Raw genomic sequence first — 25,700 nt, 5'->3', positions numbered from 1 at the left:
CTGAGCAGCTGAGACGGGGGCGGGGCAGGTCCGCGGTGCCGCGCCCCCGCCCCGCCGTGTCAGGCGTTCTGCTGGGCCACGATGAAGATCGCCACGAAGTGGGTGGCGAACGCGGCCACGGTGAGGGTGTGGAACACCTCGTGGAACCCGAACCAGCGAGGGGACGGGTTGGGGCGCTTGATGCCGTAGATGACGCCGCCCGCGCTGTAGAGCAGGCCGCCGATGACCACCAGGGCGAGCACGGTGATGCCGCCGGCCCGCAGGAAGTCGGGCAGGAAGAACACCGCCGCCCAGCCCATCGCGATGTAGCAGGGCGTGTAGAGCCAGCGCGGCGCGCCGACCCAGAAGACCCGGAAGGCGATGCCCGCCACCGCGGCGGCCCAGATCCCCCACAGCAGCGCCCGGCCGCGGCCCCCGTCGACCAGCAGGATCGCCAGCGGGGTGTAGGTCCCGGCGATGATCAGGAAGATGTTGGCGTGATCCAGCCGGCGCAGGACGGCCTCCAGCCGGGGTGACCAGTTGCCCCGGTGGTAGAGGGCGCTGATGCCGAACAGCAGGCAGGCCGTCAGCGTGTACACGGCGCAGGCGATGCGGCCGCGGGTGCTGTCGGCCAGCGCGGTCAGGAACAGGCCTGCGACGAGTGCGGCGGGGAACATGCCCGCGTGCAGCCATCCCCGCAGCCGCGGCTTGAGGGGGATGACGGCGTCCTTGACGAGGCTGACGGGGTTGACCGATCCGATTTCCTCGGCGGGAACGGCATCCCTGTGCCGCTCGGGTGTGCGTTCGAGTGCGCCAGACATGCGGCCATCGTACTTACGGATCCGTAGGTTTCCGCAGTGTTGCGAAAGGGGGGCACGTGGTACCCGTCACCCCGGCTCCGCTGGACAAAGCGGCCTCGGCAGCGGATCATCTCAAATGAGCGTGGTCGGCACCGGATGAGCGTCACCCACCATGGCGCGGCATCCGGGTCGCAGCCCCCACGGGGCCGTGCGCGCAGCACTGACCTGCTGCCATGTCAGCTGTACATCGGAGAACGCCGGATATGGGTGCGCATATCCGGTGTGACACCCTCAACCCTCTGGAGAGCGATCGTGGCGCTCACTGCGGCTTCCGTCCCCGACGTCCCCCCCGGTCCCACACCGCCGACCCGGCACCGGGAGCTCATCGCCTGGGTCGACGAGATCGCGGCCCTCACCCAGCCCGACCGGATCGTCTGGTGCGACGGCTCCGAGGCCGAGTACCAGCGGCTGTGCGACGAACTGGTCGAGAAGGGCACCTTCACCAAACTCGACCCGGTCAAGCGCCCCAACTCCTACTACGCCGCATCCGACCCCACCGACGTCGCCCGGGTGGAGGACCGCACCTTCATCTGCTCGGAGCGCGAGGAGGACGCCGGCCCCACGAACCACTGGATGGCGCCCTCGCAGATGCGCGAGGTCTTCACCGGCAGCGACGGTGAGGGCGGCCTGTTCCGCGGTTCCATGCGCGGCCGCACCATGTACGTGGTGCCGTTCTGCATGGGCCCGCTGGGCTCTCCGCTGTCCGCCCTCGGCGTGGAGATCACCGACTCCGCCTACGTCGCCGTGGCCATGCGCACCATGACCCGGATGGGCAGCGCCGTTCTGGAGCAGCTCGGCGAGGACGGCACCTTCGTCCGCGCCGTGCACTCCGTCGGCGCCCCGCTCGCCGAGGGCGAGCAGGACGTGCCCTGGCCGTGCAACAGCACCAAGTACATCTCGCACTTCCCCGAGACCCGCGAGATCTGGTCCTTCGGCTCCGGCTACGGCGGCAACGCCCTGCTGGGCAAGAAGTGCTACGCGCTGCGCATCGCCTCCGTCATGGCCCGCGACGAGGGCTGGCTGGCCGAGCACATGCTGATCCTGAAGCTCACCCCGCCGCGCGGCGAGGCCCGCTACGTCGCCGCCGCCTTCCCCTCCGCCTGCGGCAAGACCAACCTCGCCATGCTCGAGCCGACCATCCCCGGCTGGACCGTGGAGACCATCGGCGACGACATCGCCTGGATGCGCTTCGGCGAGGACGGCCGGCTGTACGCCATCAACCCGGAGGCCGGCTTCTTCGGCGTGGCCCCGGGCACCGGCGAGCACACCAACGCCAACGCGATGAAGACGCTGTGGGGCAACGCGGTCTTCACCAACGTCGCCCTCACCGACGACGGCGACGTCTGGTGGGAGGACATGACGGACGAGCCCCCGGCCCACCTGACCGACTGGCGGGGCAACGACTGGACCCCCGCCTCGGACACCCCGGCCGCCCACCCCAACGCCCGCTTCACCGTCCCGGCCTCCCAGTGCCCGACCATCGCACCCGAGTGGGAGGACCCGCGCGGCGTGCCGATCTCGGCGATCCTCTTCGGCGGCCGCCGCGCCACCGCGGTGCCGCTGGTCACCGAGTCCTTCGACTGGCAGCACGGCGTCTTCCTCGGCGCCAACGTCGCCTCCGAGAAGACCGCGGCGGCCGAGGGCACGGTCGGTGAGCTGCGCCGTGACCCGTTCGCCATGCTGCCGTTCTGCGGCTACAACATGGGCGACTACTTCGGCCACTGGCTCCGGATGGGCGCCTCCGCGGACCAGGACAAGCTGCCGAAGATCTACTACGTCAACTGGTTCAAGAAGGACGCCCAGGGCCGCTTCGTGTGGCCCGGCTTCGGCGAGAACAGCCGCGTCCTGAAGTGGATCGTCGAGCGCCTCAACGGCGAGGCCGACGGCGTGGAGACCCCCATCGGCGTGCTGCCGGCCAAGGGCGCCCTGGACACCAAGGGCCTGGACCTGCCCGCCGAGGACCTCGACTTCCTGCTGGAGGTCGACCCCGAGGTCTGGCGCCAGGAAGCCGCTCTGGTCCCCGGCCACCTGGAGACCTTCGGCGACCACACCCCCAAGGAGCTGTGGGACGAGTACCGCGCGCTGGTCGAGCGCCTGGGCTGAGCGCCCCCGCTCCCCCCTCGGCCCGACGGGCCCCGCACAACGGCGTGCGGGGCCCGTCCCCTTCCCCGGGGCTCCCGGGCGCCCCGTGGCCCAGGTGCTCTGTCCTGCGCCGAGGGAGGGCCGGGCCCTGCTCAGTACTGGCTGTAGCCGTCCAGGAAGCGCCCGATCCTCGTGACGGCGTCGGAGAGCTGCTCCACCGGGGGAAGCGTGACGATCCGGAAGTGGTCCGGCTCGGGCCAGTTGAAACCGGTGCCGTGCACGATCATGATCTGCTCGGCGCGCAGCAGATCCAGCACCATCTGGCGGTCGTCCTTGATCTTGTAGACCTTCGGGTCGAGCCGCGGGAACGCGTACAGCGCGCCCTTCGGCTTCACACAGGTCACCCCGGGGATGCTGGTCAGCAGGTCGTAGGTGACGTCCCGCTGCTCGCGGATGCGGCCGCCGGGAAGCACCAGATCCTCGATGGACTGGCGGCCGCCGAGGGCGGCGGCCACCGCGTGCTGGGCCGGCATGTTGGCGCACAGCCGCATGTTGGCCAGGATCGTCAGCCCCTCGATGTAGCTGCCGGCGTGCTCCTTGGGGCCGCACACGGCCATCCAGCCGCAGCGGAACCCGGCCACCCGGTAGTTCTTCGACAGGCCGTTGAAGGTGAGCGTGAGCAGGTCGGGGGCGAGCGAGGCGGTCGGGACGTGTCTCGCGTCGTCGTACAGGATGCGGTCGTAGATCTCGTCGGAGCAGACGACCAGCCGGTGCCGGCGCGCGATCTCCGTCAGCTCGCGCAGCATCTCCTCGCTGTAGACCGCACCGGTGGGATTGTTCGGGTTGATGATCACCAGTGCCTTGGTGCGGTCGGTGATCTTCCGCTCGATGTCGGCGAGGTCGGGCATCCAGTCGGACTGCTCGTCGCAGCGGTAGTGCACCGCCGTCCCCCCGGAGAGGGCGACCGAGGCCGTCCACAGCGGGTAGTCCGGGGCCGGCACCAGCACCTCGTCCCCGTCGTCCAGCAGCGCCTGCATGGACATCTGGATGAGTTCCGAGACGCCGTTGCCCAGGTAGATGTCGTCCACCGACAGCTCGACGCCCTGGGTCTGGTAGTGCTGCATCACCGCCCGCCGGGCGGCCAGCAGGCCCTTGGCGTCCCCGTAGCCGTGCGCGTCGGCGACGTTGCGCAGGATGTCCTCGAGGATCTCCGGCGGGCACTCGAAGCCGAAGGCCGCCGGGTTGCCGGTGTTCAGCTTCAGGATGCGGTGTCCGGCCGCCTCAAGACGCTGCGCCTCCTCGAGCACCGGACCGCGGATCTCGTAGCAGACGTTGGCGAGCTTGGTTGACTGGATCACCTGCATGTCGCCACCTTACGAGCCCGTAACACGGAAAGCGCCGTGTTTTCCGCCACGTGGGCGACGGGCCGCCTCCCGGGAGCCGGCGCACGGCAGCCGCTTTCGGGGGCTTCGCTCCAGAATGTCCCGGCCCCTCGTGGGTACCCGGCGATCCGGCGGCCGGGGACAGCCGGAGGAAGCCGCACCGAAGTGAGCAGTGCCGAATCCGAAAGAGGCGATGATGCGCGTACGCGATTCCGTGGTGGTGGTGACAGGAGCGTCGAGCGGTATCGGCCGGGCCACCGCCGAGGCGTTCGCCCGCAAGGGATGCGCGGTGGTGCTCGCCGCGCGCCGCGCGGAGGCACTGGCGGCGGTCGTCGGTGAGTGCGAGAAGCATCCGGGCGCGCGGGCCCTCGCGGTCCCCACGGACGTCACCGATCCGGACGCCGTCGAGAACCTCGCCCGGCAGGCCGTGCGGCACTTCGGCCGGATCGACGTGTGGGTCAACAACGCCGCCGTGACGGCCTTCGGCACCATCGAGGAAGTCCCGCTGGAGGACATCCGCAAGGTCATGGACACCAATGTCATGGGCTATGTGCACGGGATGCGAGCCGCCCTGCCCGTCATGCGCGGGCAGGGACAGGGAACGATCGTCAACGTCTCCTCCGTGGTCGCGGTCGTCAGCCAGCCCTACACCCCCGCCTACAGCATGTCCAAGGCCGCCATCCGGTCGCTGAGCGCCGGCGTGCGGCAGGAGCTGCGGACCGAGGGCGAGGAGGGGATCCAGGTGTGCACGGTGCTGCCGGCCGCCATCGACACCCCGCTCTTCGAACAGGGCGCCAACTACACGGGCCGCAAGGTGCTGGCGATGCCGCCGGTGTACACGCCCGAGCGGGTCGCCCACGCCATCGTCAAACTGGTCCGCAGGCCCTGCCGCGAGGTGATCGTCGGGACGGCGGGCCACGGGCTGGCGAAGCAGGCGAAGCGGATGCCCGGCCTGGCCGAGAAAGCCATGGCCAGGCAGGTCGACCGCAACCACCTCTCCCGCAAGGAGTCGGCGCCGGTCACCGACGGCAACCTGTTCGAGCCGCTGCCCGGGGAGGGCGCGGCCCACGGCGGCTGGCACGGCAGGCGCCGCACCGCGGTGCGGCGCCTGGTCACGGCGGCGCTGCTGGCCGGCACCGTCGTCCAGGTCGGCCGCCGGGTGCGGTCCCACTGAGCACCCGGCCGGACGCGGCCGGGGCCCTCGCTCAGCGCCCCGGCCGCACCGACCGGCCGGCCAGGACGTCGGTGCGGCGGCCGTCGCGGATCGCGAACCGGCCGTCGATCAGCACGTGCGGGATGCCCGCCGGCAGCGCACGGGGCTCGGCGTACGTCGCCCCCGGCGCGACCGTCTCCGGATCGAAGAGCACCAGGTCGGCACGGTAGCCCTCGTGCACCAGCCCCCGGTCGGGCAGCCGCAGCCGGCGGGCCGGGCGGCCGGTCAGCCGGGCCACGCACTCCTCCAGCGACAGCACGCCCAGCTCCCGCACGTAGCGGCCCAGGTACTGCGGGAAGGTGCCGTGCGCCCGCGGATGCGGCTTGTCCCCCTGGAGGATCCCGTCGCTGCCGCCGGTGTGCGTGCGGTGCCGCATGATGGCCCGCACGTTCCCCTCGTGGCCGACATGCTGCAGAACCGTGGTGCCCAGCCGGTCCCGCAGCAGCAGCCGCCGGGCCTCGGCGAAGCCGGTCAGCCGCCGGCCCACGTGCCCGGACAGCTCCGGGTCGCGCACACCGGAGATCTCGACGTCGGACCAGTCCACCGGCACCCCGTGGCAGCCGTCGGAACCGGTCACCTCCAGCGCGTGCCGGATGGCCGCCGCCGGTCCGTCGTCCCGCAGCCGCCCCAGCAGCGCCTCCGGTCCGCCCTCGTGGGCCCAGCTGGGCAGCAGCGCCGCCAGGCCGGTGCACCCGGCCAGGTAGGGATAAGTGTCCAGGGAGATGTCCGCCCCGGCGGCCAGCTCCTCGTCCAGCAGGTCCAGCAGCTCACCGGCCCGTCCCGCGTTCACGCCGAAGTTCATGGTGGCGTGCGCCAGGTGCAGGGCGCAGCCGGTCTGCCGGGCCAGCCGGGTCATCTCCGCGTACGCCTCCAGCGCGCCGGCGCCGTAGGAGCGGTGGTGCGGGCAGAAGTAACCACCGTGCCCGGCCACCACCTCGCACAGCGCGGCGAGTTCCGCGGTCGGGGCGTACATGCCGGGCGCGTAGGTGAGCCCGGCGGACAGCCCGGCCGCGCCCTCCCGCATCCCCAGGTCGACCAGCCGCCGCATCTCCGCCAGCTCCGGTCCGGTCGCGGGGCGGTTCTCCCAGCCCACGACCAGGGCCCGGACCGTGCCGTGCGGGATCAGATAGGCGGCGTTGACGGCGATGCCCTCGTCCAGTCTGTCCAGGTAGCCGCCGACGCTCCGCCAGTCGAACCGGATGCCGTCGCCGTCGCCGTTCCAGCCGGCGACGGCCTGCCCGACCTCCGCCAGTGTGCGGTCGTCCACCGGCGCGTACGACAGGCCGTCCTGGCCGATGACCTCCAGCGTCACCCCCTGGGCCAGCTTGGCGAGGTGCCCGGGGTCGCGCAGCAGGGCCAGGTCGCTGTGCGCGTGCATGTCGATGAAGCCGGGAGCCAGGACGAGGCCGGTGGCGTCCAGCTGCCGGGCTCCGCCGAGCCGGGGGCCGATCTCGGCGATCCGCCCCCCGGAGATCCGGACATCGGCACGGTAGGACGGGCCCCCGGTTCCGTCGGCTATCCGGGCCCCCCGGACGACTGTGTCCACTCCCTCTCCCGCCTCCCCGTCCGCGCGGCTCAGCCCAGCACGGCCAGCGCGTCGATCTCCACCAGCAGGCCGGCGGGCAGGCCGACATAGACGGTGGTGCGGGCCGCCGGCGGCTGGTCCAGCACGGCGAAGTACTCGTCGTAGATCGCGTTGAACTCGGAGAAGTGGGCGGTGTCGGTGAGGTAGACCCGGACCATCATCGCGTCCTCCCAGCTCGCGCCGCCCTCCTCCAGCACGGCCCGGACGTTCTCCAGGGTCTGGAGGGTCTGCTCGCGCAGCCCCGGGCCCACCGGCTGCGGCGGCCGGCCCTCCTCCGCCGGGCCGAACCCGACCTGGCCGGCGACCTGCAGGATGCCGCCCTTGCGCACGCCGTGCGAGAAGCGGGCGGGCGGAGCGGTGTGGCGGGCGGGGGTGAGGGCGGTCTTGTCGGTCACGAGAGGGTGTCCTTCCTGGGGGTACGGCCGCAGTACTCGGCGCTGACGGCTTCGGCGGTGCGGCGGACCTGCGGAAGCAGCGCCAGGACCTCGGCCTCGCCGGCCACCACGCTCGGCGCGGAGACCGACAGCGCCGCCACCACCCGCCCGTCCGGCCCGCGGACCGGCGCGGCGACGCAGTTGATCGACTCCTCGTGGCCGCCGAGGTCGGCGGCCCAGCCCTGCTCGCGGACCCGGGCCAGTTCGGCGAGCAGCGCCGCCGGCCCGGTGAGGGAGCGGGCCGTGTACCGAGGGTAGCGGAGCCGGTGCGCCAGGGCCCGGCGCTCGGGCTCCGGCAGGTCGGCCAGCAGCAGCTTGGCGACGGCGGCCACCGTCACCGCCACCGGTTTCCCGATGCCGGAGTACATCCGCACCGGGTAGCGGCTCTCCATCTTGTCGATGTAGATCACCGCTTCGTCCTCCCGGACGGCCAGGTGCACGGTGTGTCCGGTCAGCTCGTTCAGAGCGGCCAGGTGCGGGTGGGCGATCTCGCGGACGTCCAGCTGCTCCACCGCCTCCTGGGCGAGAGTGAACAGCCGGGCGCCCAGCCGGTAGCGGTGGTCGGCCTGGCGGTACACCAGCCCGTGCTCGTGCAGGGTGCGCAGCAGCCGCAGGGCGGTGGACTTGTGGGCGTCGATGTGCCGCGCGGTCTCCTCCAGCGTCGCCGGGCCCTGGGCGAGCAGGGGCAGGATGCGCAGCGCGCGGTCCAGACTCTGGCTCATGACGGCTCTCCGTCCGCGGGGCGGGCCGGGGCCGGGACGCCGCCGGTGGTCCAGCCGGGGGCCAGGCGCAGGGCCGCCCAGTCGTCGTCGCCGAGCGCGCACAGCCCGTCGGCGAGCGCCCAAGGGGCGGGCCGGCGGGCCAGGTCGCCGGGGGAGGTGAGCGCGGCGGCGGCCTGCAGGTGGCCGTGGCGCAGCCGGGCGGCCACCGGCAGGCCGCGCAGCAGCGCGGACAGGTAGCCCGCGGCGAACGCGTCGCCCGCGCCGGTCGGGTCGGTCACCTCGACGGCCGGGGCGGGCCGGTGCTCGACCCCGGCGGCGGTGAAGGCGGTGGCACCGGCGGCGTCCTGCTTGACGACCAGTGCGGCGGGTTCCGGCAGCAGGGCCCGCACGGCCCGGGGCCCTCCGGTGGTGCCCCAGGCGGACGCCGCCTCGTCCTCGCCGACGAACACCAGGTCGCAGCGGCGGGCCAGGTCCAGCAGGACCCCCGGGTCCCGGTCCCGCCACAGGGCGGGCCGGAAGTTGACGTCGAAGGACACCAGCGGCCGGCCGGGTGCCGGAGCGGTGAGCCGCCGCAGCAGGGCCAGGCAGCCGTCGGAGAGGGCCGCGGTGATGCCGGTCAGGTGGAGCACCCGGGCTCCCGCCCACGCGGTGGCGTCCACAGTGCCCGGGGACATCGCGGAGGCAGCCGAGCCGGCCCGGTAGTAGGCGGTCCGCGGCGCCGTCCGCTGCCCGCTGCCGTCCGCGGGCCGTCCGGCGGTGCGCAGGTACAGGCCGGTGGGCCGGCGCGGGTCGCGCGTCACCCGGGAGACGTCCACGCCGTGCCGGGAGATCAGGGCGAGCAGACGGTCACCGAGATCGTCGGTGCCGAGCCGGCTGACCCAGCGGACCGGGTGGCCGAGCGCGGCCAGTGCGCAGGCGACGTTGGCCTCCGCGCCGCCGGCGCCCGGGCGGAACGCGGTCGCGTCGCCCAGGGCGGCCGTGCCGCCTTCGGCGGTCAGGACGTACAGGGCCTCGCCCAGGCACACCACCTCGGGCATCTCGGCGTGCTCCCCTCGTTCCGGTGCCGCCGGGCGTTGACCGGCTCTGCGGCGGATGTTAGACAGGGGGCTTCACCAGGCGCAATGAACATTGCGCTATGTGCAACGTCTGTGCCCGGGTCCGTCCGTCGCCACCGTCCCGCCGAACTCTCCGGAGTCACCCATGGCCACCGCACTCGATCAGCTCGCGGACGAGATCGTCGACCACCGGTTCAAGGGGCTGCCTCCCGACGCGGCCGGCCGCACGGTGGGGGAGCTGGCCGCCGAGCGCCGGAATCTGTTCGGAGGCGGCTACCTCACGCCGGTGCTGACGCTCTCCGCGGAGGCGGTCGAGCACAATCTGGCCGCCCTGGAGGGCTTCACCGCCCGGCACGGGCTCGCCTTCGCGCCGCACGGCAAGACCTCGATGGCTCCCCGGCTCTTCCAGCAGCAGCTCGACCGCGGCGCCTGGGGGATCACCCTGGCCGTGCCGCACCAGGTGCGGGTGGCCCGGGCCTTCGGCGTGCCGCGGGTGTTCCTGGCCAACGAGCTGGTGGACCCGGCCGCGCTGACCTGGCTCGCCGCCGAGCAGGACGCGGACCCGGACTTCCGCTGCGTGTGCTACGCGGACTCGGTGCGCGGAGTGGAGCTGATGGACACGGCGCTGCGGGCGGCCGGTGCCCGGCGGCCCGTCGAGGTCGTCGTCGAGCTCGGCTGCCCCGGCGGCCGCACGGGGGTGCGCGGTGCCCGGCAGGCGGAGGAGGTCGCCGACGCCGTCGCGGCGGCCGGCACGCTGCGGTTGTGCGGCGTGGCCGGGTACGAGGGGGAGATTCCCGGTGCCGACGCGGACGCGGTGCGTGCCTGGATGCGGGAGCTGACCACGCTGGCCGTCGCCTTCGACGGGGCGGGACGGTTCGGCCCGGCCGGCGCCGGCACCCCGGGAGCGCCCGGCGAGATCATCGTGAGCGCGGGCGGCAGCGCCTGGTTCGACGTGGTGGCGGAGGTCCTGGGGGAGCTGCCCGAGCTGTCCCGGCCGGTGTGCCGGCTGCTGCGGTCCGGGGCGTACGTGAGCCACGACGACGGCCGGTACCGGGAGGTGACGCCGTTCAACCGGATCCCCGGGGAGGGGTCGCTGCGGCCGGCGTTCCGGCTGTGGACGCAGGTCGTCTCCCGGCCCGAGCCGGGTCTGGCGCTGGTCAACGCCGGGAAGCGGGACATCGCCTACGACCTGGGGATGCCGCAGGTCCAGGCGGTCCGGGACCCGGCGGGCAGCGAGCGGGACGGCGCCGGGCTGCGGGTGGACAGGCTCGCGGACCAGCACGCGTTCGTCCGGTCGGACGGCGGGCAGGCGCCGGACGTGGGTGACTGGCTGGCGCTGGGGATGTCGCACCCGTGCACGATCTTCGAGAAGTGGCCGCTGATCCCGCTGGTCACCGGCGACGGCACGGTGACGGACTACGTCCGCACGTTCTTCTGAGGCTCCGGGCCCGGGCCTCCCGCGGGCCCGGTCCCGGGTCACAGCCGGTGCTTGAGCGCCAGGACCGACAGCGGGGCGAACACCGCGGCGATACCGGCCGCCCACAGCAGGGACTGGATCACCTCGGTGGCCACCGGGCCGCCCTGCAGCAGTCCGCGGCAGGCGTCGGCCAGGATGCTCACCGGATTGGCGTTCACGAAGCCCTGGAGCCAGCCGGGCATGGTCTCGGCGGGCACGAATACGTCGCTGACGAAGGTGAGGGGGAACAGCGCGGTGAAGCCGAAGATCTGGACCCGTTCCGCGTCCTTGGCCAGGATGCCCACCAGCACCGCCACCCAGGAGAAGGCCAGAGCGAAGACCAGCAGCAGCACCACCGTCGCCAGCAGGCCCGGAAGGCCCGGGTCGCCCAGCCGGAATCCCATGATCATCCCGACCGCGAGCACCAGCACGATGGACCAGGTCTGCTTCACCTGGTCCGCCGCGATCCGCCCGGCCAGGGGCGCCCAGCGGGCGATCGGCAGGGCCCGCAGCCGGTCGAAGACGCCCTTGGTGAGGTCCGTGTTCAGCCCCTGGCCCACATACATCGTCACGAACAGCATGTTCATCACGATCAGACCCGGCAGCATGAATGTCAGATAGTCGCTGGTCGAGCCCGCGATCGCGCCGCCGAACACATAGGTGAACAGCAGCACGAACATGATCGGCTGAATGCTGAAGTCGCTCATCTCCCAGGGGTTGTGCCGGACCTGCACCACCGTGCGCCAGGCCAGGGTCATGCTCTGGCGCACGCCGTCCAGCAGCCCCACCCTGGGAGGCAGTTCCGCCGCGGGACGTGTGGTGGTCTCCTGACTCATGACGCACTCCCTTCGGGCGGCCGGTCCTCCGCCTCGTCCGGCGTGGGGCGACCGGTCAGGTGCAGAAAGACCTCGTTGAGACTGGAACCGCGCAGCTCCAGCTCGGTGACGACCACGCCGGCGTCGTCCAGCCGGCGGACCACCGCGGGCAGCAGCGCCGGATCGGACACCCGCGTGCTCACCCGATCGCCCTTGACCAGCACAGTGGCGCCGGTCAGCTCCGCGACCACCGCCCGGACCGTCTCCGTGCCGTCCCCGTCCGCCGGGCGCACGGTCAGCGTCTGGGCGCCGGCCCTGGCCTTGAGGTCCTCCGGGGTGCCGTCGGCGATGACCATGCCCCGGTCGATGACCACGATGCTGTCCGCCAGATGATCGGCCTCGTCCAGATACTGGGTGGTGAGCAGCACCGTGGTGCCCTCGGTGACCAGGCCGCGGATGAGCTCCCACAGGTCGGCGCGGGCCCGCGGGTCCAGGCCCGTGGTGGGCTCGTCCAGGAACAGCACGGGCGGGCGGCCCACCAGACTGGCGGCCAGGTCCAGCCGCCGGTGCATGCCGCCGGAGTACGTCTGGACCGCCCGGGAGGCGGCCTCGGCCAGCTCGAACCGGTCGAGCAGTTCCCGGGCCCGCTGCTTGGCCTCGGCCCGGGGGAACCCCAGCAGCCGGCCGATCAGCAGCAGATTCTCCAGGCCGGTGAGCTGCGGGTCCACCGAGGCGTACTGGCCGGTGAGCCCGATCAGCTGCCGCACCCGGTGCGCGTCGCGGCACACGTCGTGACCCTTGACCGTCGCCCGGCCCTCGTCGGGCTCCAGCAGGGTGGCCAGCACCCGTACGGCGGTGGTCTTCCCCGCGCCGTTCGGCCCGAGCATTCCGAGCACCGTGCCGGGCGGGACGGCCAGATCCACCCCGGCCAGCGCCGTGGTCTCGCCGAACCTCTTGACCAGCCCTTCCGCCCAGATCGCATTGTCCATGGCAAGACACCTTCATCTCGTGGCACATCCCACTATGCGGGGCGAGCCGGGCGCGACGCGACTTGGCGCGCGGGGCCGGACACACGTACGCCGCCGCGCGACCCGCGCGAGAAGCCCTCGCACGGCGCTCGTGGCAGGCGAGCGCCCAGGAGATACGCCCGGCACAACGGACGGACGGCCGGGGCGGACGCGCAGGCGGCGCCCGCCCTCACGGCCGTGCGGAAACCGGAGGCTTCGCTGCGACGCTGTTCTCCGCGGCAGTGCTGTCGATAAGCTGACCGACCGGCAGACATCCACAGGACACGGGCAGTTCGGCCCGGGGGGAGCGGCATGCCCATCGCCATCGCGGTGACCAGCGCCGACCTGGTGCTCACGGCCACCGACCAGCACACCCCCGGTGCCCACGTCCTGAGCCCGCCCGAGGGGCAGGACTTCGCCGGCGCCCTCGCCGAGATGGGCCGGCTGCTGGACCGGCAGGGCTACTGCGTCGCCGTCTACCCCGCCTCCACCCCGCCGGCCCACGTCCGGCGGATGCACGCGGTGCGGGCCATGCTGGAGTCCGACCGGATCGCGCTGCTCCCCAGCGGCCTGCCCCCGCTGGGCACCGCCGTCCTGGTGCGGCAGCTCCGCCAGCTGTCCGTGTGCGACTTCAGCCCCGGCGTGCTGGGCGCGGCGGTCCGGCTCCTGGCGCACTACATCTACGCCGGCGCGCTGCTGCCCTCCGCGAACCGTCTGGACCGCCTTCCCGTCGAACTGCCCCGCACCCGCAGCAAACCGGGCAGCGGCCCGTGCGCCGTACTCGCCGCCCCCAACCGCCAGCTGGTGCGGGCCGGGGGCGAGGTCACCCCGGCCGGCCCGCAGTTCGCCACCTCCCTGACCTACGCCGCCGGCCAGGCCGCCAGCGACTGGGTCACCGGGCGGCTCGCCCGCCAGTGGCAGGTCCAGGCCCTGCACCCGGTCCCGCTGCCCGCCGAGTCCGCCGCCTGGTGGGGAACCGGCAAGCTCGTCGAGTTCGCCGCCGCCGTGCCCGAGGTGTCCCTGCTCTACCAGATGGTCGGTTCGATGCGGCAGGAGGCCTGCCACTGGTGCGGGCTGGCGCTCATCGGTGACCGCTGCGCCTTCTGCTCCTGCCCCGTGGTGCCGCCCGAGCAGCGCCGGCAGCAGGCCGCGCTGAAACCCGCCGACCGCCGCGCCCTGGCCCCCGGCAGCGGCAACTGACGCAAGTCCACCCCCGCTGCCACGATTTCGCACGCGACCGAAGAGGTAGACAGGCCCTATGAACGCTCGTCAGCGACGCGGCACCATCCTGCTGGTCGTCTCCGCCCTGCTCGCCCTCGGTGCATTCGCCGCGGTGCTCGCGGTGATCAGCGACGTCGAGTCGAAGGTCGGCCCGGAGGCCACCGCGTACGAGCTGGCCCAGGACATGGAACCCCACCAGGAGTTCCGGCCCGAGCACGTGCGGGAGGTCAGCATGCCCGAGCGCTACATACCGCGATCGGCCGTCACCGATCTCGCCGAGCTCGAGGGCAAGGTGGCCCTCACACCCCTCCGGGAGGGCTCCCTGCTGCAGACGGACATGATGTCCGACCGCCCTGAGCTGGAGCCGGGCCGCCAGGAGATCGCCATCATGATCGACGCCGCGACCGGCGTGGCCGGCAAGATCTATCCCGGCGCCACCATCAACATGTACGCGGCCTACCGCGTGACCGACCGCAGCGGGGACGACGACGAGGAGTTCGAGATCGTCCGTCTCATGGTCAACAACGCGACCGTCATCGAGGTGGGCGACCTCACCGAGACCGACGAGGACCGCACCCGCCGCCAGGTGGTGCCCATCACCTTCTCCCTGGACAACACCGACGCCCACCGCGTCACCTTCGCCGAAGCCTTCGCCGAACAGGTACGGCTGGCGCTGGTCGCACCCGGCGACGAGGAGGACATCCCGGAGAGCGAGCGGACCTACACCATCATCGGCGACATCCTCGGCAGCCCTCATGCCCCTGTCGCGGACCTCTTCCAGGACTGAGAGCGGCACACGATGACCACGCGCATCCTTCCCGCGGTGAGCGATCCGGACGCCGCCCGGGCCATGATCAACTTGCTGAGCCAGCTGCCCGGTACCGAGCCGATGCGCTCCGCCCCCGACTCCACCGCACTGCTGGACACCCTCGCCACCCTCTCCCACGAGTCCGTCGGTGACCTGCCCGAAGTCGTGCTGGTCCACGAACAGATCGGGCCGCTGCCGGCGCTGGAACTGATCCGCGAGGTCGCCCTGCGCTTCCCCGCCGTCGGTGTCGTGCTCGTCTCCGCCGACCCCACGGCGGGCCTCTACTCGGCCGCCATGGACGCCGGCGCCCGGGGCCTGGCCGGCATCCCCCTCACCTACGACGAACTCGCCGCCCGGGTCGGCGCCGCCGCCCAGTGGGCCGCGGGCATGCGCCGCCACCTCGGGGGAGCGGAGATCGCCCCCGCCGGCCCCGGCGGCCGCCTCGTCACGGTCTCCGGAGCCAAGGGCGGCGTGGGCGCGACCCTGCTCGCCGGACAACTGGCGCTGGCCGCCCAGACCTCCGGACCGGAGGAACGCCGCACCATCCTGATCGACCTGGACCTGCTCGCCGGGGACGTCGGCTCCTACTTCGACGTGCAGTTCCGCCGCTCGGTGGCCGACCTCGCCGGGATCACGGACATCTCCCCCCAGCTGCTGGCCGAAGCGGTCTTCGTGCACGAGACGGGACTGTCGATGCTCCTGGCACCCGCCGAGGGCGAACGCGGCGAGGACGTCAGCGAGACCACCGTCCGGCACCTGCTCACCGCCGTCCGCGCCCGCTACGACGTGGTCGTCGTGGACTGCGGCTCCCAGATGCACAGCGCCGGCGCCACCGCCGTCGAGACCGCCGACACCGCCCTCCTGGTCACCACCCCCGACGTGATCTCGGTGCGCGCCGTCAACCGCCTGGTCCGCATGTGGGACCGGCTGCAGATCCGCAAGGCGGAGAACACCCTGACGGTGGTGAACCGGCTCGGCCGCAGCGGGCACATCCAGCCCGAGCTCATCGCCCGGATCACCGGCACGACCGTCGCCCGCAGCGTCATCCCGGCCAACTTCCGCGAACTCCAGGAGGCCCAGGACGCCGGCCGCATCCAGGACCTGGACGAACGCGGGCCGGTCCGCCGCGGCATGTGGGCGCTGGCCGCCGAACTGGGCCTGGCCGCCCCGCCGCAGGCCCCCGCCGGCCTCGGCCGCCGGAAGGGGAAACGCCCATGACACCGCAACCGCCCCCCACCGGGGCCGCCCTCCCCGCCCCGGGCGAAGCACCGGACCGCCCGGCCGGGCGCCGTGACCGCGGGGCCGTCATGATCGAATTCGCAGGCATGTTCCCACTGATCCTGCTGATGATGGCGGTCATCTGGCAGTGCATCCTCATCGGTTACACCTTCTCCCTGGCCGGCAACGCCGCCGACCAGGGCGCCCGGGCGGCCGCCGCCGCGCGCGGCGACCCGCAGGGCGCCTGCCACGCCGCCGCCACCCGGCACCTGCCTCCCGCCTGGCAGGCCGACGTGTCCTGCCCCCTGCGCGGACCGGTGCGCACCGCCGAGGTGGCGCTGCGCGTCCCGGTGCTGTTCCCCGGAGCCCTGAACCTGCCGTTCACCGTGCGGGGCACCGCGGGCGCCGCGGAGGAGGGCTGAGCCATGCGCACCCCGTACCGGGCCGCCCGGCCCGCACCGGCCCGCCGGTCCCCGCGCTCCGACCGCGGGGCGACCGCCGTCGAGTTCGCCGGCTGGCTGCCCCTGCTCGTCCTCGTCGCGCTGGCCGCCCTGCAGCTCGGGTTCATCGGCTACGCCGCCCAGCAGGCCGGCTCCGCCGCCCGGGCCGCCGCGCGCGTCGCCTCCCAGCAGGAGACCGAGGACCAGTACCAGTCGGCCGGCCGGGCAGCGGCCAGCAGCTGGCTCCAGGTCGCCTTCACCCGGCAGCCGTGCGGCGAGGAGGTCACCGTGACCGCGAGCGTCACCGTCCCCTCCGTCCTGCCGTTCATGGGAGGCGCGCTGGGAGAAGCCAGCAAGTCCGTGACGATGCCGTGCGACTGACCGGGCGGCAGGAGCAGACAGCCGGCCGGTGCCCCCCGGGAACCGGCCGAGTGAGGAGTGAGCGATGGGCCTGAGGTCCCGTATCCCGGCCCGGGAGGAGCCGGCCGCGGCCGGTGTGGGCGACAGCAGGCTGGTGGCCGTCTACCGGGCCAAGCTGCTTCAGGAGATCGACCTGGCCGAGATGTCCTCACTGGCCATGGCCGACCGCCGGGACCGGCTCGAACGCGTCCTCGGCCACATCCTCAGCCGCGAGGGACCGGTGCTCTCCCCTCAGCAGCGCGCGCTGCTCATCCGGCGCGTCGTCGACGAGGCACTGGGCCTGGGCATCCTGGAACCGCTGCTGGAGGACCCCTCGGTCACCGAGATCATGGTCAACGGCCCCGAGCAGATCTTCGTCGAGCGCTCCGGGCGCGTCGAGCAACTGCCGATGCGCTTCGCCTCCGAGGAACAGCTCATGCAGACCATCGAGCGGATCGTGTCCACCGTCAACCGCCGGGTGGACGAGTCCAACCCGATGGTCGACGCCCGCCTGCCCAGCGGGGAACGCGTCAACGTCATCATCCCCCCGCTGTCCCTCAGCGGCGCCACCCTCACCATCCGGCGCTTCCCCCGCGCCTACACGCTGCCCGAACTCGTCGGGTTCGGCAGCGTCGACGACCACCTGGTGCTCCTGCTGGCCGGCCTGGTCCGGGCGAAGTTCAACATCATCGTCTCGGGCGGCACCGGCTCGGGGAAGACGACCCTCCTCAACGCGCTCAGCGCGCTCATCCCGGAGGGCGAGCGCATCGTCACCGTGGAGGACGCGGCCGAACTCCAGCTCCAGCAGAACCACGTCATCCGCCTGGAGTCCAGGCCCCCCAACGTCGAGGGCAAGGGCGAAGTCACCATCCGGGACCTGGTGCGCAACTCCCTGCGGATGAGGCCGGACCGCATCATCGTCGGCGAGGTCCGCGGCGGCGAGACGCTGGACATGCTCCAGGCCATGTCCACCGGCCACGACGGATCGCTCGCCACCGTCCACGCCAACAACGCCGAGGACGCGCTGATGCGCCTGCAGACCCTCGCCTCGATGTCCGAACTGCAGGTGCCCTTCGAGGCCTTGCGCGACCAGATCAACAGCGCCGTGGACATCCTCGTCCAGCTGGTGCGCCACCCGGACGGCACCCGCCGCGTCGCCGAGGTCGCCGCGCTGGTCAGCAACGGCCGGGAGCCGTTCCGCACCGCTACCGTCGCCCGCTTCCGGGCCGAACCGATGGACAGGGACGGCAAGGTGAACGGCAGCTTCGAACACCTCCCCGTCCCGCGCGAGGTCGCCGACCGGCTGCGCCTGGCCGGAGAACAGGTCCCGCAGGCCTTCGGTGCCCGCCCCGAGGCCCTCCGGCCGCACGTGCCCAGGCCCGGTATCCGGTGAGCCCGCTCGCACAGCTCGCGCTCGGGCTCACCCTGCTCGCCACGGTCGTGGCCATCGCCGGCATTCAGCTGTACACGTCCGGCAGGGCACGCCGGCGCGCCCTGCTGAACCGGCTCGCCGGCCCCGACCCGGCCCCGGCCGACCCTCTGCCCACAGCACTGGTGCTCGCCGGGCAGCGGCCCGAGGAGACCCGCCGACGCCGCTTCGGCGCCGTGGACCGCAGACTGCGCGGTACCACACTCGGCCGGGGTCTGCACACCAGACTCCGGGCCACCGGTCTGGACCTGACACCCGGCGAGTACGCCGTCTACGTTCTCACCGTCGTCGCCGCCCTGTGGCTGATCGGTGCCGCGGCGCTCGCCCCGTTCTTCGGACCCGTCTTCGCGCTGATCGGTCTCTGGGCCGGCAACGCCTTCCTGAACTGGCAACGCGTCAAGCGCACCGAGCGATTCATCAACCAGCTGCCCGAACTGTCCCGGCTCATCGCCAACGGCACCGCCGCCGGACTGGCGCTGCGCACTGCCCTGGCCATGGCCGCGGAGGAGATGGACGACCCGGCCGGTGCCGAACTCGCCACCGTGGCCGACCAGCTCGCCGTCGGCCGGCCCCTGGAGGAGGCCCTGGGCGAACTCGGCGAACGGCTGCCCTCCCGTGAGCTGAACGTCCTGGTCACCACCCTCATCCTCGCCAACCGGGCGGGCGGCACCATCGTCGCCTCGCTGCGCAATCTGACCGCGACGCTGGAGGAACGCAAGGAGACCCGGCGCGAGGTGCGCACCATGCTCGCCGAGATCAACGCCACCGCGGTGACCGTCCCGCTGCTCGGGCTCGGCGCCCTGCTGATGATCGGCACCATGGCCCCCGGGGCACTGGAGCGGGTCACCTCCAGCGGCGTCGGCCAGCTCGCCATGGCTGTCGCGCTCGGCATGTACGCCGTCGGGTTCGTCGTGGTGCGCCGGTTCGGCCGGATCGATGTCTGACCGCGGCCCGGTGCCGCTGAGGAGGAACACACGACATGTGGGGTCTGCTGCTCGGGCTCGTGATGGGGGCCGCCGTCTTCGGCATGCTCAAGGGCCTGCGCATGATCCGCTCGTCGGCACCACTGCCCGCGGACCTGCAACTCGCGCTGGAGATCGGGTCCAGCCGGGTGTCGGCGGGAGGGTCGGCGATCGACCGGATGGGCATGAGGTACGCCCCCACCGTGCTGCGGCTGATGGGGCAGAAGGCCGTGGACCGCAAGCGGCGGCGCATCGACCAGGCGGGCAACCCCGGAGGCCTGACCATCGACCGGTACGCCGCACGGCGGGCCGTCTACGGGGCGTTCGGACTGTTCGCCGCCTTCGTGTTCTTCGTCAGCGGCTGGCCCCTCTTCGGGCTGTTCGCCCTGGCTTTCGGGGTGTTCGCGGCCGACGCGGTGATCTGGCAGGGAGTGCGGGAACGCAAGGAGGTCATCGAACGCACCCTTCCGGACTTCCTGGACGTCCTCGCCGTGGTGGTCTCCGCGGGCCTCGGTTTCCGGCAGGCGCTGGAGCGCGTCTCGGCCCGATACGAGGGGCCGTGGGCGGACGAGATCCGCATCACCCTGCGGCAGATGGACATGGGTGTCTCCCGGCGGCAGGCGTTCGACGAACTGCGCCGCCGCAACGACTCCGAGGCGGTCAACCAGTTCGTCACGGCCCTCCAGCAGGGGGAGGAACTGGGCGCGCCCATTGCCGACACCCTCATCCAGATCGCCGACGACATGCGTCGCACCGACGCCCAGAACGCCCGGCGGCGTGCCGCGAAGGCCATCCCCAAGGCCACCATGGCCACCCTGGTCTTCATGGTTCCCGCCACCATGATCATCATCATCACCGGCATGATCCTCGGCTCCGGCACGGACTTCACCGGCATCCTCGGCGACTGAGGGAACTGACGGCGACCCGGCCGCCGGGCCACGTCGGCCCTCGTCCCCGTGGGTGCCTCGTGTTGTTGATGGCGCATCATCACCGCATGGGGTGTCTGTCGAGTGACTCTCTGCCCAACTGCTTCCGGTTGTGGGACAGTCAGTCCGGAAGGTGTTGGGCAGGCCCGCTGAGAGGGGGCGAGCGTGGTGTACCCCGGCTTCAACCGGTCGACGGCAGGGCAGAGTCACCCCCAGCACCCCGTACCCGGATGCGTCGGACAGCAGTACCGTATGAACCGGCGGACAAGGGGCGCGGGCGGGACATCCCGCCCAGGTCCGAGCGGAGAAGAGAGGCACCATGAAAAGGTACCTTCGGAAGTGGAGACACGCCGTCGGCACGCGACTGCGGGGCCGGGAGGCCGACCGCGGCGCCGGCTTCGTGGAGTACGCCGGCCTCCTGGTGCTGATAGCCCTGGTCGTGGTGGCCGTCTTCAGTCTGGGGATCGACGACCTGGTGGCCAATGCCGTGCAGAGGGCAGTGAACCAGATCACAGGCGGGGGCGGATAGCCGACGGTTCTCGCGGGGCAGCGTTTCCGCTGTACATCTGGATGGTGAGCGGCCTTCTGCTCATCGCCTTCCTCTTCTTTGTCTTTGCGCAAGCGGCCTTCACTCGCAGCGGTGCGCAGTCTGCTGCGGACGCTGCCGCCCTCGCTGCGGCTCACGAGGCGAGGGACCGCCTGCACGAACGCTTCGTCGAGGCGTTGGAAGGTGAGGAGAATCTCGACGAAGTGCTGGACGCCCGGGACTTCGCGGTCGTTACGGCATGCAGCGAGGCGGCTCCCCGACTGGCGGGCCGCAACAATGCGGATGTGATCTCCTGTACTCCGGTCGGCGAGCGTACCGGCTACACGGTCGGCGTCGAGACGAGGTACACGGTGGGCCGGTCGGTCCTGCCAGGCACCGAGACGCAGACAGCCCAGGCGCAGGCCACTGCAGTTCTCGAGCCTCTTTGCGAGGCCACCACTGAGGAAGACGATCACATCGAACTGAGCTGCGAGGAAGGGGACTGGACCTTCGCGCCGGATGACGAAGACGCTCGCCCCGAGCCTCGTGATCTCTTCCAGGTTCACTTGGAAGACTGACCGCTGACGAGTTGAGTTCCCTAAGGACAATCATCGATGGACCTTCGTGACAGCAAGTCCCGTCTTATCCTGATCATTATCGGGCTCGGAGCGGCCTTGGTTATTGCCGTGGCCAGTTGCGGCGGTTCCGGAGGTGACAACGACGGGGCGGACAACTCGACCAGTGGCGCTGAGACACCGGAGGACGACGGCAAGGCCAACGATGGGTCCGGTGCGGACGATCGGACAGCACCTGCTGAAGGTGATGAGTCGCCGATTCTTGCCGAGATCTCCGATGGGGGCACAGTCTCGTTGACCGTCAACTCAGCCGTCCGGGAAGAGGGTGGGTTCCTGACAGTTGCCGGGACTCTCACCAACCAGAGTTCGGAGAACTTCTTCGACCGCCGTTGGAGGGGGGAGGAGAACGAACTGGCCAACAACGGTTTCTCGATGGCCGGGGCCGCGGTCACGGACAAGATCGAAGGCAAGCGCCACCTCATCCTCCGGGATACCTCGGGACGATGCCTTTGCACGCAGTTCGGTTCGGACGGGATCGATCCCGGCGAGACCGTTTCGTGGTTCGCGCAGTTCCCCGCACCTGCGGAGAGCACCAGCGAAGTCGACTTCCAGGTCGCTGATCTTCCGCCCGCCACCATCGACATCTCCCAGAGGTGACTATGTCTGCGCTTTCCGTGCATTCCGTACGACGTTGCGCCCGTGGTGCGGTGATCGCCGCCGCATGTGGTGCGTTGGTCGGCATGACGACGTCCGCGCTGGCCGACGACGGGGAGGAGTTCGAGCAGCCGCCTGGCTACGAGGCGCCTCCGGTCCCTGAGATCGATGCCAACTCGCCGGGCCTCAAGTTGGGAGACGGCGCCACGCTCGCCGAGCCCCGAGTCCTGGACATCAAGTTCGTGACGGAAGACCTCGGGAGTGCGACACCGGCCCCGGAGACAGGGACCGGTGAGGACAGCAGCGGTGACGGCGGGAACCCGGGCGGGGGAGGCGGAGGGCCGGAAAGCATCGGCGGCGAGCAGCGAGAGGAGCGCACCGGAGGACAGCGCAAGTTCACGCTGCAGACCGACGTGATCTTCGGCAAGGACAGCGATGAGGTTTCGCCCGAGACACGGGAGGCACTGAAGGAGGTCGCCGCCGCCATCGACGAGTCCAGGCCGGAACGGGTCAATGTCTTCGGTTTCACGGACAATCTCGGTTCGTACGAGCACGGCATCGGCCTGTCGAACAACCGGGCCAAGAACACGCATGAGGTGTTGGTCGAACTGCTCAACGACCCCTCGGGCATCGAGTTCAACGTGCGGGGCTACAGCGAGGACTACCCGCTGTACGACAATGCGACCGAGGAGGGTCGGCAGAAGAACCGCAGAGTGGAGATTTCCTGGCCCAGCGGGAACTGACTTTCGTCGGCGCCTTCCGGAGGGGGCCTCTCACTCCTGAGGGGTCCACCGCGTAGCTGTCATCGTGTAGGAGCGGAGGTCCTCGTTGTGCGGGTCCGCCTGCACCCGGTCGATCCGGAGGAGGACCAGACTCTTCTCCCTGGTCTCTGCGCAGATCGCCGTGCTTTCCCGGAGTGTTCTGTCCTCCAGGATGTCGTCCACGGGGATGGGGTTGGGCAGGGTGGCTGAGCGTGCGGCCTCGAAGCACTGCTCGGGCGTCGGCGAAAGGGTGTCCACAGCGCCGGCGTGGAGATCCTTGTGAAAGGAGATTCCCTGGTCGAGCAGCCCTTCGTGGTCACAGTGGATGTACCGGATGTCGTTCTCGTCCCGCCTGTCGTCCATGCTGCCCGACCGGACCCCTGTGGTGACGGTGAGTGTGTCCAGCCGGACCGTTGTCAGATCAGCACCGAGACAGTCCCGGACCACCTGCTGGGTCTCCCGGTGGAAGCGGGGAGCCTTGATGATCAACTCGACGTCGCTCTCGGCCAGGCGGTAGGCGGAGTCGGAGTCCGGCTGCCCGTCCGGGTCCGGGGCCGTGCCGGGGGACTCCGCGGCGTCCGTGTCGGCCGGGCCCTCGGGGGCCGAGGCTTCCGTTTCGGCGGGGGGAGTGGTGTTGCCGACGGCCTCGCCCGCACGGTCGCCGGCGTCCTCACTGCTGTCGCCGAGGAGGAAGTACGTCGCCGCGCCGCCGAGTACGGCGGTCGCCACGGCGGGCGCGGCGAGGAGCGCGGCGGTCCGACGGGCGCCGCGGGCCGGCGGTGAGGCGGGCGGGGACTGCGGAGTGTCGCCCGGGGCCATGGGGGCAGCGGCGGGCGGCGCGCCGGGGGTGCGCGGGGGCTGTCCGTCGGAGGCGAGCTGTGCGGCCGGTGGGGGAGGAGCCTGGGTGCGCCGGGCGACCTCGGCCGCCACCGGTGCGGGCAGCCACCCTTCCCGGCGCCGGAGATCACCGTCCGGGAGCAGCGCCCGGCACATCTCGATCACCTGTGCCGGCTGGGGACGCTGGGACGGATCCTTGGCGAGGCAGGCGTGGATCAGGTCGAGCAGTCCTGCCGGGGTTCCGGACAGGTCGGGCGCCTCCTGGACGATGCGGTACATCACCGCGTGCGCCGTGCCCTCGCCGAACGGGTGGCCGCCGGTGGCCGCGTGGTGGGCGATCAGACCCAGGGCGAAGACGTCCGCCGCCGGGGTGGCGGAGACCCCGGTCACCTGCTCCGGCGCCATGTAGGCAGGGGTGCCGACCCGGACGTCGGACCCGGTCAGCGGAGTGGTGTCGGCGGCCCGGGCGATGCCGAAGTCGATCACCTTGGGCCCGTCCGCCGACAGCAGTACGTTCCCCGGCTTCAGGTCCCGGTGGATGACTCCCGCCGCGTGGATGGACTGCAGGGCCTCGGCGACGCCCGCGGCCAGCAGCAGCACCGTGGGCAGGGGCAGCCTGCCGTGTGTCCGCACGGCGTCCGCGAGCGACAGCCCGGGGATGTAGGCGGTGGCGAGCCACGGCGCCGCACCCTCCGTGTTGCTGTCCAGCACCGGCACCGTGTAGAGCCCCTGCACCCGTCGCGCCGCCTTGACCTCCTGGGCGAACCGGCGGCGGAACTCCGGATCCTCGGCGAACTCCGCGCGCACGACCTTGACCGCGATCGGCTGGCCGCCGCGGGTGTAGGACAGATAGACGCTTCCCATCCCGCCCGACCCGAGCCGGGCCCGCAGTTCGTACCCCGCCACCTCACGGGGGTCGGCCGGTCCCAGCGGACTGTACGGCGGTGGTGCGGCGTGTGGCGAGTCGTACGGTGCCATGCTTCCCCCCTGCGTTCGCAGGCAACACGAAAAACGTTCCCGCGCATGGTAGTTGCCCGGTACGGCAGCCGGGGTCACGGGCGGGAGGAGGTGCCGCGGCGTGGCCCGCCGGTGCTGTCATGGACGATGCTGGGGCGAGGCGAGGGGAGAGACCGATACGCTGCTGGAACTGCCGGTCCGGGCCTGCGGACGGGACGACCGGTGTCTGCGCCCGGTGTGCTGGAGCGCGCGGCCATGTGAGCCCACGCCCGTGGGCCTGGCTGGTGACGGTACTGCTGGCCGGGTGTGTCGTGGCGGCCGGGCACCGGATCCTGGCCGCCCGCGAAATGCTGGCGCACCTGGACACAGCCGGACGGCCCGGCACGGCCGGCGGCACGGTGGAGCGGTATCTCGCGCAGCGGGAGGCGCTGGTCGCCGAGGACGTCAGGGTCTCCGGTCTGGTCGAGGCGGCGACACTGCCGCACCTGGCCGTGCTCGTCGCGGCGTGCTGTGCCTTCCTGATGTGGTTCCGCCGGGTGCGGCTCAACGCCGAACTCTTCGCGCCGCGGGCGCACCGGGTGCCGCGCACCTGGCTGGTCGGCGGCTGGCTGGTGCCGGGGCTGAATCTCTACCTTCCCCGGCGCATCACCGAGGACATCTGGCGGGCGAGTCGGCCGCGGTCCCCCGATGGCGACGAGCCGGCTCCGGTCCGGCGGACGGTCGTCCATCTGTGGTGGGTGCTGTGGGCCGCGGCCTTCCTGACCGGTGCCAACAGCATGCGGATGTACTGGGAGACGCAACCCCGGATGGGAAGCAGGCTTGCCTCGGAGGCGGTGCCGGCGGCGGCACCGGTGGAGGGCGCCCTCCGGCATCTCGTCGTGGCGGACGCGCTCCTGGCCGCCTGTTCGGTGGCAGCCGCTCTCCTGGTGTGGAAGCTGAGCCGGATGCAGCAGAGGCTGCTTCTCCAGGGACCGCCTGCCGGACCCGTGGAGCCCGGCACGGGGGACCTCAACCGCGCACAACTCGTCGGCCGGGTCGTGGCCCGGTGGTCGGCGGAGACGGACGGTGTGCCGCGACCGGACCGCCCGGCGGGGAGAACCGGCCGGTTCCGGAACCCAGGACGGTCCGTGGGCTGATGCCCGGCACATGAGCCGGGCATCGGACGGGCTTCCGCCGGGTGGTACCGCCGGGTCGGGAGCGGATGGCCTCGTGCGGGAGGACGTGCGTGCCTGTCCGGTGCCCCGTGGGCTGTTCTCCCCTCTGCCCGGCGGAGGGGACCAGAGCTTCCCACTCTGTTGAACCTGTGGTGACCTGCGGGAAACCGTGCGTACACGACGGTGGATCAGGGGAAGGTCAGGGCTCGACGGGCCCGGTGTGTGCGGTATGGTTCCCCCCGT

The 25,700-nt window shown here is 72.0% G+C and carries 25 protein-coding genes; 16 read left to right on the top strand and 9 right to left on the bottom strand.

The window, feature by feature from the left end; genetic code table 11:
- Positions 1-59: 59 nt before the first annotated feature.
- On the bottom strand, positions 60-800 hold the full coding sequence (trhA, locus tag ABD299_RS07050) for a PAQR family membrane homeostasis protein TrhA (RefSeq protein ID WP_344259647.1): 741 nt from the start codon (positions 798-800) through the stop codon (positions 60-62).
- Positions 801-1,091: 291 nt separating this feature from the next.
- On the opposite strand from trhA, the gene ABD299_RS07045 reads away from it, so the two are divergent.
- The gene (locus ABD299_RS07045; RefSeq protein ID WP_344259646.1) at positions 1,092-2,942 is read left to right on the top strand and encodes a phosphoenolpyruvate carboxykinase (GTP); all 1,851 of its coding nucleotides are present in this window, start codon (positions 1,092-1,094) and stop codon (positions 2,940-2,942) included.
- Between the two features lie 131 nt (positions 2,943-3,073).
- Here ABD299_RS07045 and ABD299_RS07040 read toward each other — a convergent pair whose 3' ends face one another.
- The gene (locus ABD299_RS07040) at positions 3,074-4,285 is read right to left on the bottom strand and encodes a pyridoxal phosphate-dependent aminotransferase (RefSeq protein WP_344259645.1); all 1,212 of its coding nucleotides are present in this window, start codon (positions 4,283-4,285) and stop codon (positions 3,074-3,076) included.
- A 214-nt stretch (positions 4,286-4,499) separates the two neighbouring features.
- On the opposite strand from ABD299_RS07040, the gene ABD299_RS07035 reads away from it, so the two are divergent.
- Positions 4,500-5,477: an SDR family oxidoreductase gene (locus ABD299_RS07035; protein ID WP_344259644.1), complete on the top strand. Its 978-nt coding sequence runs from the start codon at positions 4,500-4,502 to the stop codon at positions 5,475-5,477.
- A 31-nt stretch (positions 5,478-5,508) separates the two neighbouring features.
- On the opposite strand, the gene ABD299_RS07030 is transcribed toward ABD299_RS07035, so the two are convergent.
- The 4 genes from ABD299_RS07030 to ABD299_RS07015 are packed head-to-tail and all read right to left on the bottom strand — an operon-like array spanning position 5,509 to position 9,294.
- Positions 5,509-7,062, bottom strand: coding sequence for an N-acyl-D-amino-acid deacylase family protein (locus ABD299_RS07030; RefSeq protein ID WP_344259643.1), 1,554 nt, complete (start codon positions 7,060-7,062; stop codon positions 5,509-5,511).
- 29 nt (positions 7,063-7,091) lie between these two features.
- Positions 7,092-7,496: a RidA family protein gene (locus tag ABD299_RS07025; protein ID WP_344259642.1), complete on the bottom strand. Its 405-nt coding sequence runs from the start codon at positions 7,494-7,496 to the stop codon at positions 7,092-7,094.
- Positions 7,493-8,257 (bottom strand): IclR family transcriptional regulator, encoded by a 765-nt coding sequence (locus tag ABD299_RS07020; RefSeq protein WP_344259641.1) that lies wholly within the window; start codon positions 8,255-8,257, stop codon positions 7,493-7,495. The genes ABD299_RS07025 and ABD299_RS07020 overlap by 4 nt, the downstream gene beginning before the upstream one ends.
- Positions 8,254-9,294 (bottom strand): sugar kinase, encoded by a 1,041-nt coding sequence (locus ABD299_RS07015; RefSeq protein WP_344259640.1) that lies wholly within the window; start codon positions 9,292-9,294, stop codon positions 8,254-8,256. Before ABD299_RS07015 ends, ABD299_RS07020 begins: the two co-directional genes overlap by 4 nt.
- 163 nt (positions 9,295-9,457) lie before the next feature.
- Between ABD299_RS07015 and ABD299_RS07010 the strand changes: the two genes are divergently transcribed.
- Positions 9,458-10,750: a type III PLP-dependent enzyme domain-containing protein gene (locus ABD299_RS07010; protein ID WP_344259639.1), complete on the top strand. Its 1,293-nt coding sequence runs from the start codon at positions 9,458-9,460 to the stop codon at positions 10,748-10,750.
- Between the two features lie 38 nt (positions 10,751-10,788).
- Here the strand turns inward: ABD299_RS07010 and ABD299_RS07005 are convergent, their stop codons facing one another.
- Positions 10,789-11,604 (bottom strand): ABC transporter permease, encoded by an 816-nt coding sequence (locus tag ABD299_RS07005; protein WP_344259638.1) that lies wholly within the window; start codon positions 11,602-11,604, stop codon positions 10,789-10,791.
- On the bottom strand, positions 11,601-12,572 hold the full coding sequence (locus ABD299_RS07000) for an ATP-binding cassette domain-containing protein (protein ID WP_344259637.1): 972 nt from the start codon (positions 12,570-12,572) through the stop codon (positions 11,601-11,603). The genes ABD299_RS07005 and ABD299_RS07000 overlap by 4 nt, the downstream gene beginning before the upstream one ends.
- A gap of 330 nt (positions 12,573-12,902) precedes the next feature.
- Here ABD299_RS07000 and ABD299_RS06995 point away from each other — a divergent pair, with 330 nt between their 5' ends.
- The 12 genes from ABD299_RS06995 (at position 12,903) to ABD299_RS06940 (ending at position 22,491) form a co-directional block, all read left to right on the top strand.
- Entirely contained in the window at positions 12,903-13,790 is an 888-nt protein-coding gene (locus ABD299_RS06995) for a hypothetical protein (protein ID WP_344259636.1), read from the top strand.
- 58 nt (positions 13,791-13,848) lie between these two features.
- On the top strand, positions 13,849-14,598 hold the full coding sequence (cpaB, locus tag ABD299_RS06990) for a Flp pilus assembly protein CpaB (protein WP_344259635.1): 750 nt from the start codon (positions 13,849-13,851) through the stop codon (positions 14,596-14,598).
- A 12-nt stretch (positions 14,599-14,610) separates the two neighbouring features.
- A complete protein-coding gene (locus ABD299_RS06985) occupies positions 14,611-15,837 on the top strand; it encodes a CpaE/TadZ family protein (RefSeq protein ID WP_344259634.1) in 1,227 nt (408 codons plus the stop codon).
- A gap of 89 nt (positions 15,838-15,926) precedes the next feature.
- On the top strand, positions 15,927-16,259 hold the full coding sequence (locus ABD299_RS06980) for a TadE/TadG family type IV pilus assembly protein (RefSeq protein WP_344259633.1): 333 nt from the start codon (positions 15,927-15,929) through the stop codon (positions 16,257-16,259).
- A gap of 3 nt (positions 16,260-16,262) precedes the next feature.
- Positions 16,263-16,658 (top strand): TadE/TadG family type IV pilus assembly protein, encoded by a 396-nt coding sequence (locus tag ABD299_RS06975; protein WP_344259632.1) that lies wholly within the window; start codon positions 16,263-16,265, stop codon positions 16,656-16,658.
- Between the two features lie 64 nt (positions 16,659-16,722).
- Entirely contained in the window at positions 16,723-18,069 is a 1,347-nt protein-coding gene (locus tag ABD299_RS06970) for a TadA family conjugal transfer-associated ATPase (RefSeq protein ID WP_344259631.1), read from the top strand.
- Positions 18,066-19,049, top strand: a complete 984-nt coding sequence (locus ABD299_RS06965; RefSeq protein ID WP_344259630.1) for a type II secretion system F family protein — start codon at positions 18,066-18,068, stop codon at positions 19,047-19,049. The genes ABD299_RS06970 and ABD299_RS06965 overlap by 4 nt, the downstream gene beginning before the upstream one ends.
- Before the next feature lie 35 nt (positions 19,050-19,084).
- The gene (locus tag ABD299_RS06960; RefSeq protein ID WP_344259629.1) at positions 19,085-19,975 is read left to right on the top strand and encodes a DUF5936 domain-containing protein; all 891 of its coding nucleotides are present in this window, start codon (positions 19,085-19,087) and stop codon (positions 19,973-19,975) included.
- Between the two features lie 337 nt (positions 19,976-20,312).
- Positions 20,313-20,522, top strand: a complete 210-nt coding sequence (locus ABD299_RS06955; protein WP_344259628.1) for a hypothetical protein — start codon at positions 20,313-20,315, stop codon at positions 20,520-20,522.
- A 41-nt stretch (positions 20,523-20,563) separates the two neighbouring features.
- Positions 20,564-21,097 (top strand): pilus assembly protein TadG-related protein, encoded by a 534-nt coding sequence (locus ABD299_RS06950; RefSeq protein ID WP_486388906.1) that lies wholly within the window; start codon positions 20,564-20,566, stop codon positions 21,095-21,097.
- 36 nt (positions 21,098-21,133) lie between these two features.
- The gene (locus tag ABD299_RS06945) at positions 21,134-21,751 is read left to right on the top strand and encodes a hypothetical protein (RefSeq protein WP_344259626.1); all 618 of its coding nucleotides are present in this window, start codon (positions 21,134-21,136) and stop codon (positions 21,749-21,751) included.
- A 50-nt stretch (positions 21,752-21,801) separates the two neighbouring features.
- Positions 21,802-22,491: an OmpA family protein gene (locus ABD299_RS06940; protein WP_344259625.1), complete on the top strand. Its 690-nt coding sequence runs from the start codon at positions 21,802-21,804 to the stop codon at positions 22,489-22,491.
- Positions 22,492-22,521: 30 nt separating this feature from the next.
- Here the strand turns inward: ABD299_RS06940 and ABD299_RS06935 are convergent, their stop codons facing one another.
- Positions 22,522-24,324: a serine/threonine-protein kinase gene (locus ABD299_RS06935; RefSeq protein WP_344259624.1), complete on the bottom strand. Its 1,803-nt coding sequence runs from the start codon at positions 24,322-24,324 to the stop codon at positions 22,522-22,524.
- Between the two features lie 236 nt (positions 24,325-24,560).
- Between ABD299_RS06935 and ABD299_RS06930 the strand changes: the two genes are divergently transcribed.
- Positions 24,561-25,439, top strand: coding sequence for a DUF4328 domain-containing protein (locus ABD299_RS06930; protein WP_344259623.1), 879 nt, complete (start codon positions 24,561-24,563; stop codon positions 25,437-25,439).
- The last annotated feature ends 261 nt before the right edge of the window (positions 25,440-25,700 follow it).

Origin of the sequence: Streptomyces sodiiphilus (assembly GCF_039529215.1) — a bacterium.
Lineage (GTDB): Bacteria > Actinomycetota > Actinomycetes > Streptomycetales > Streptomycetaceae > Streptomyces > Streptomyces sodiiphilus.
The sequence above is the reverse complement of the archived record's forward strand: the minus strand, read 5'-3'. Positions and strand labels throughout refer to the sequence as shown.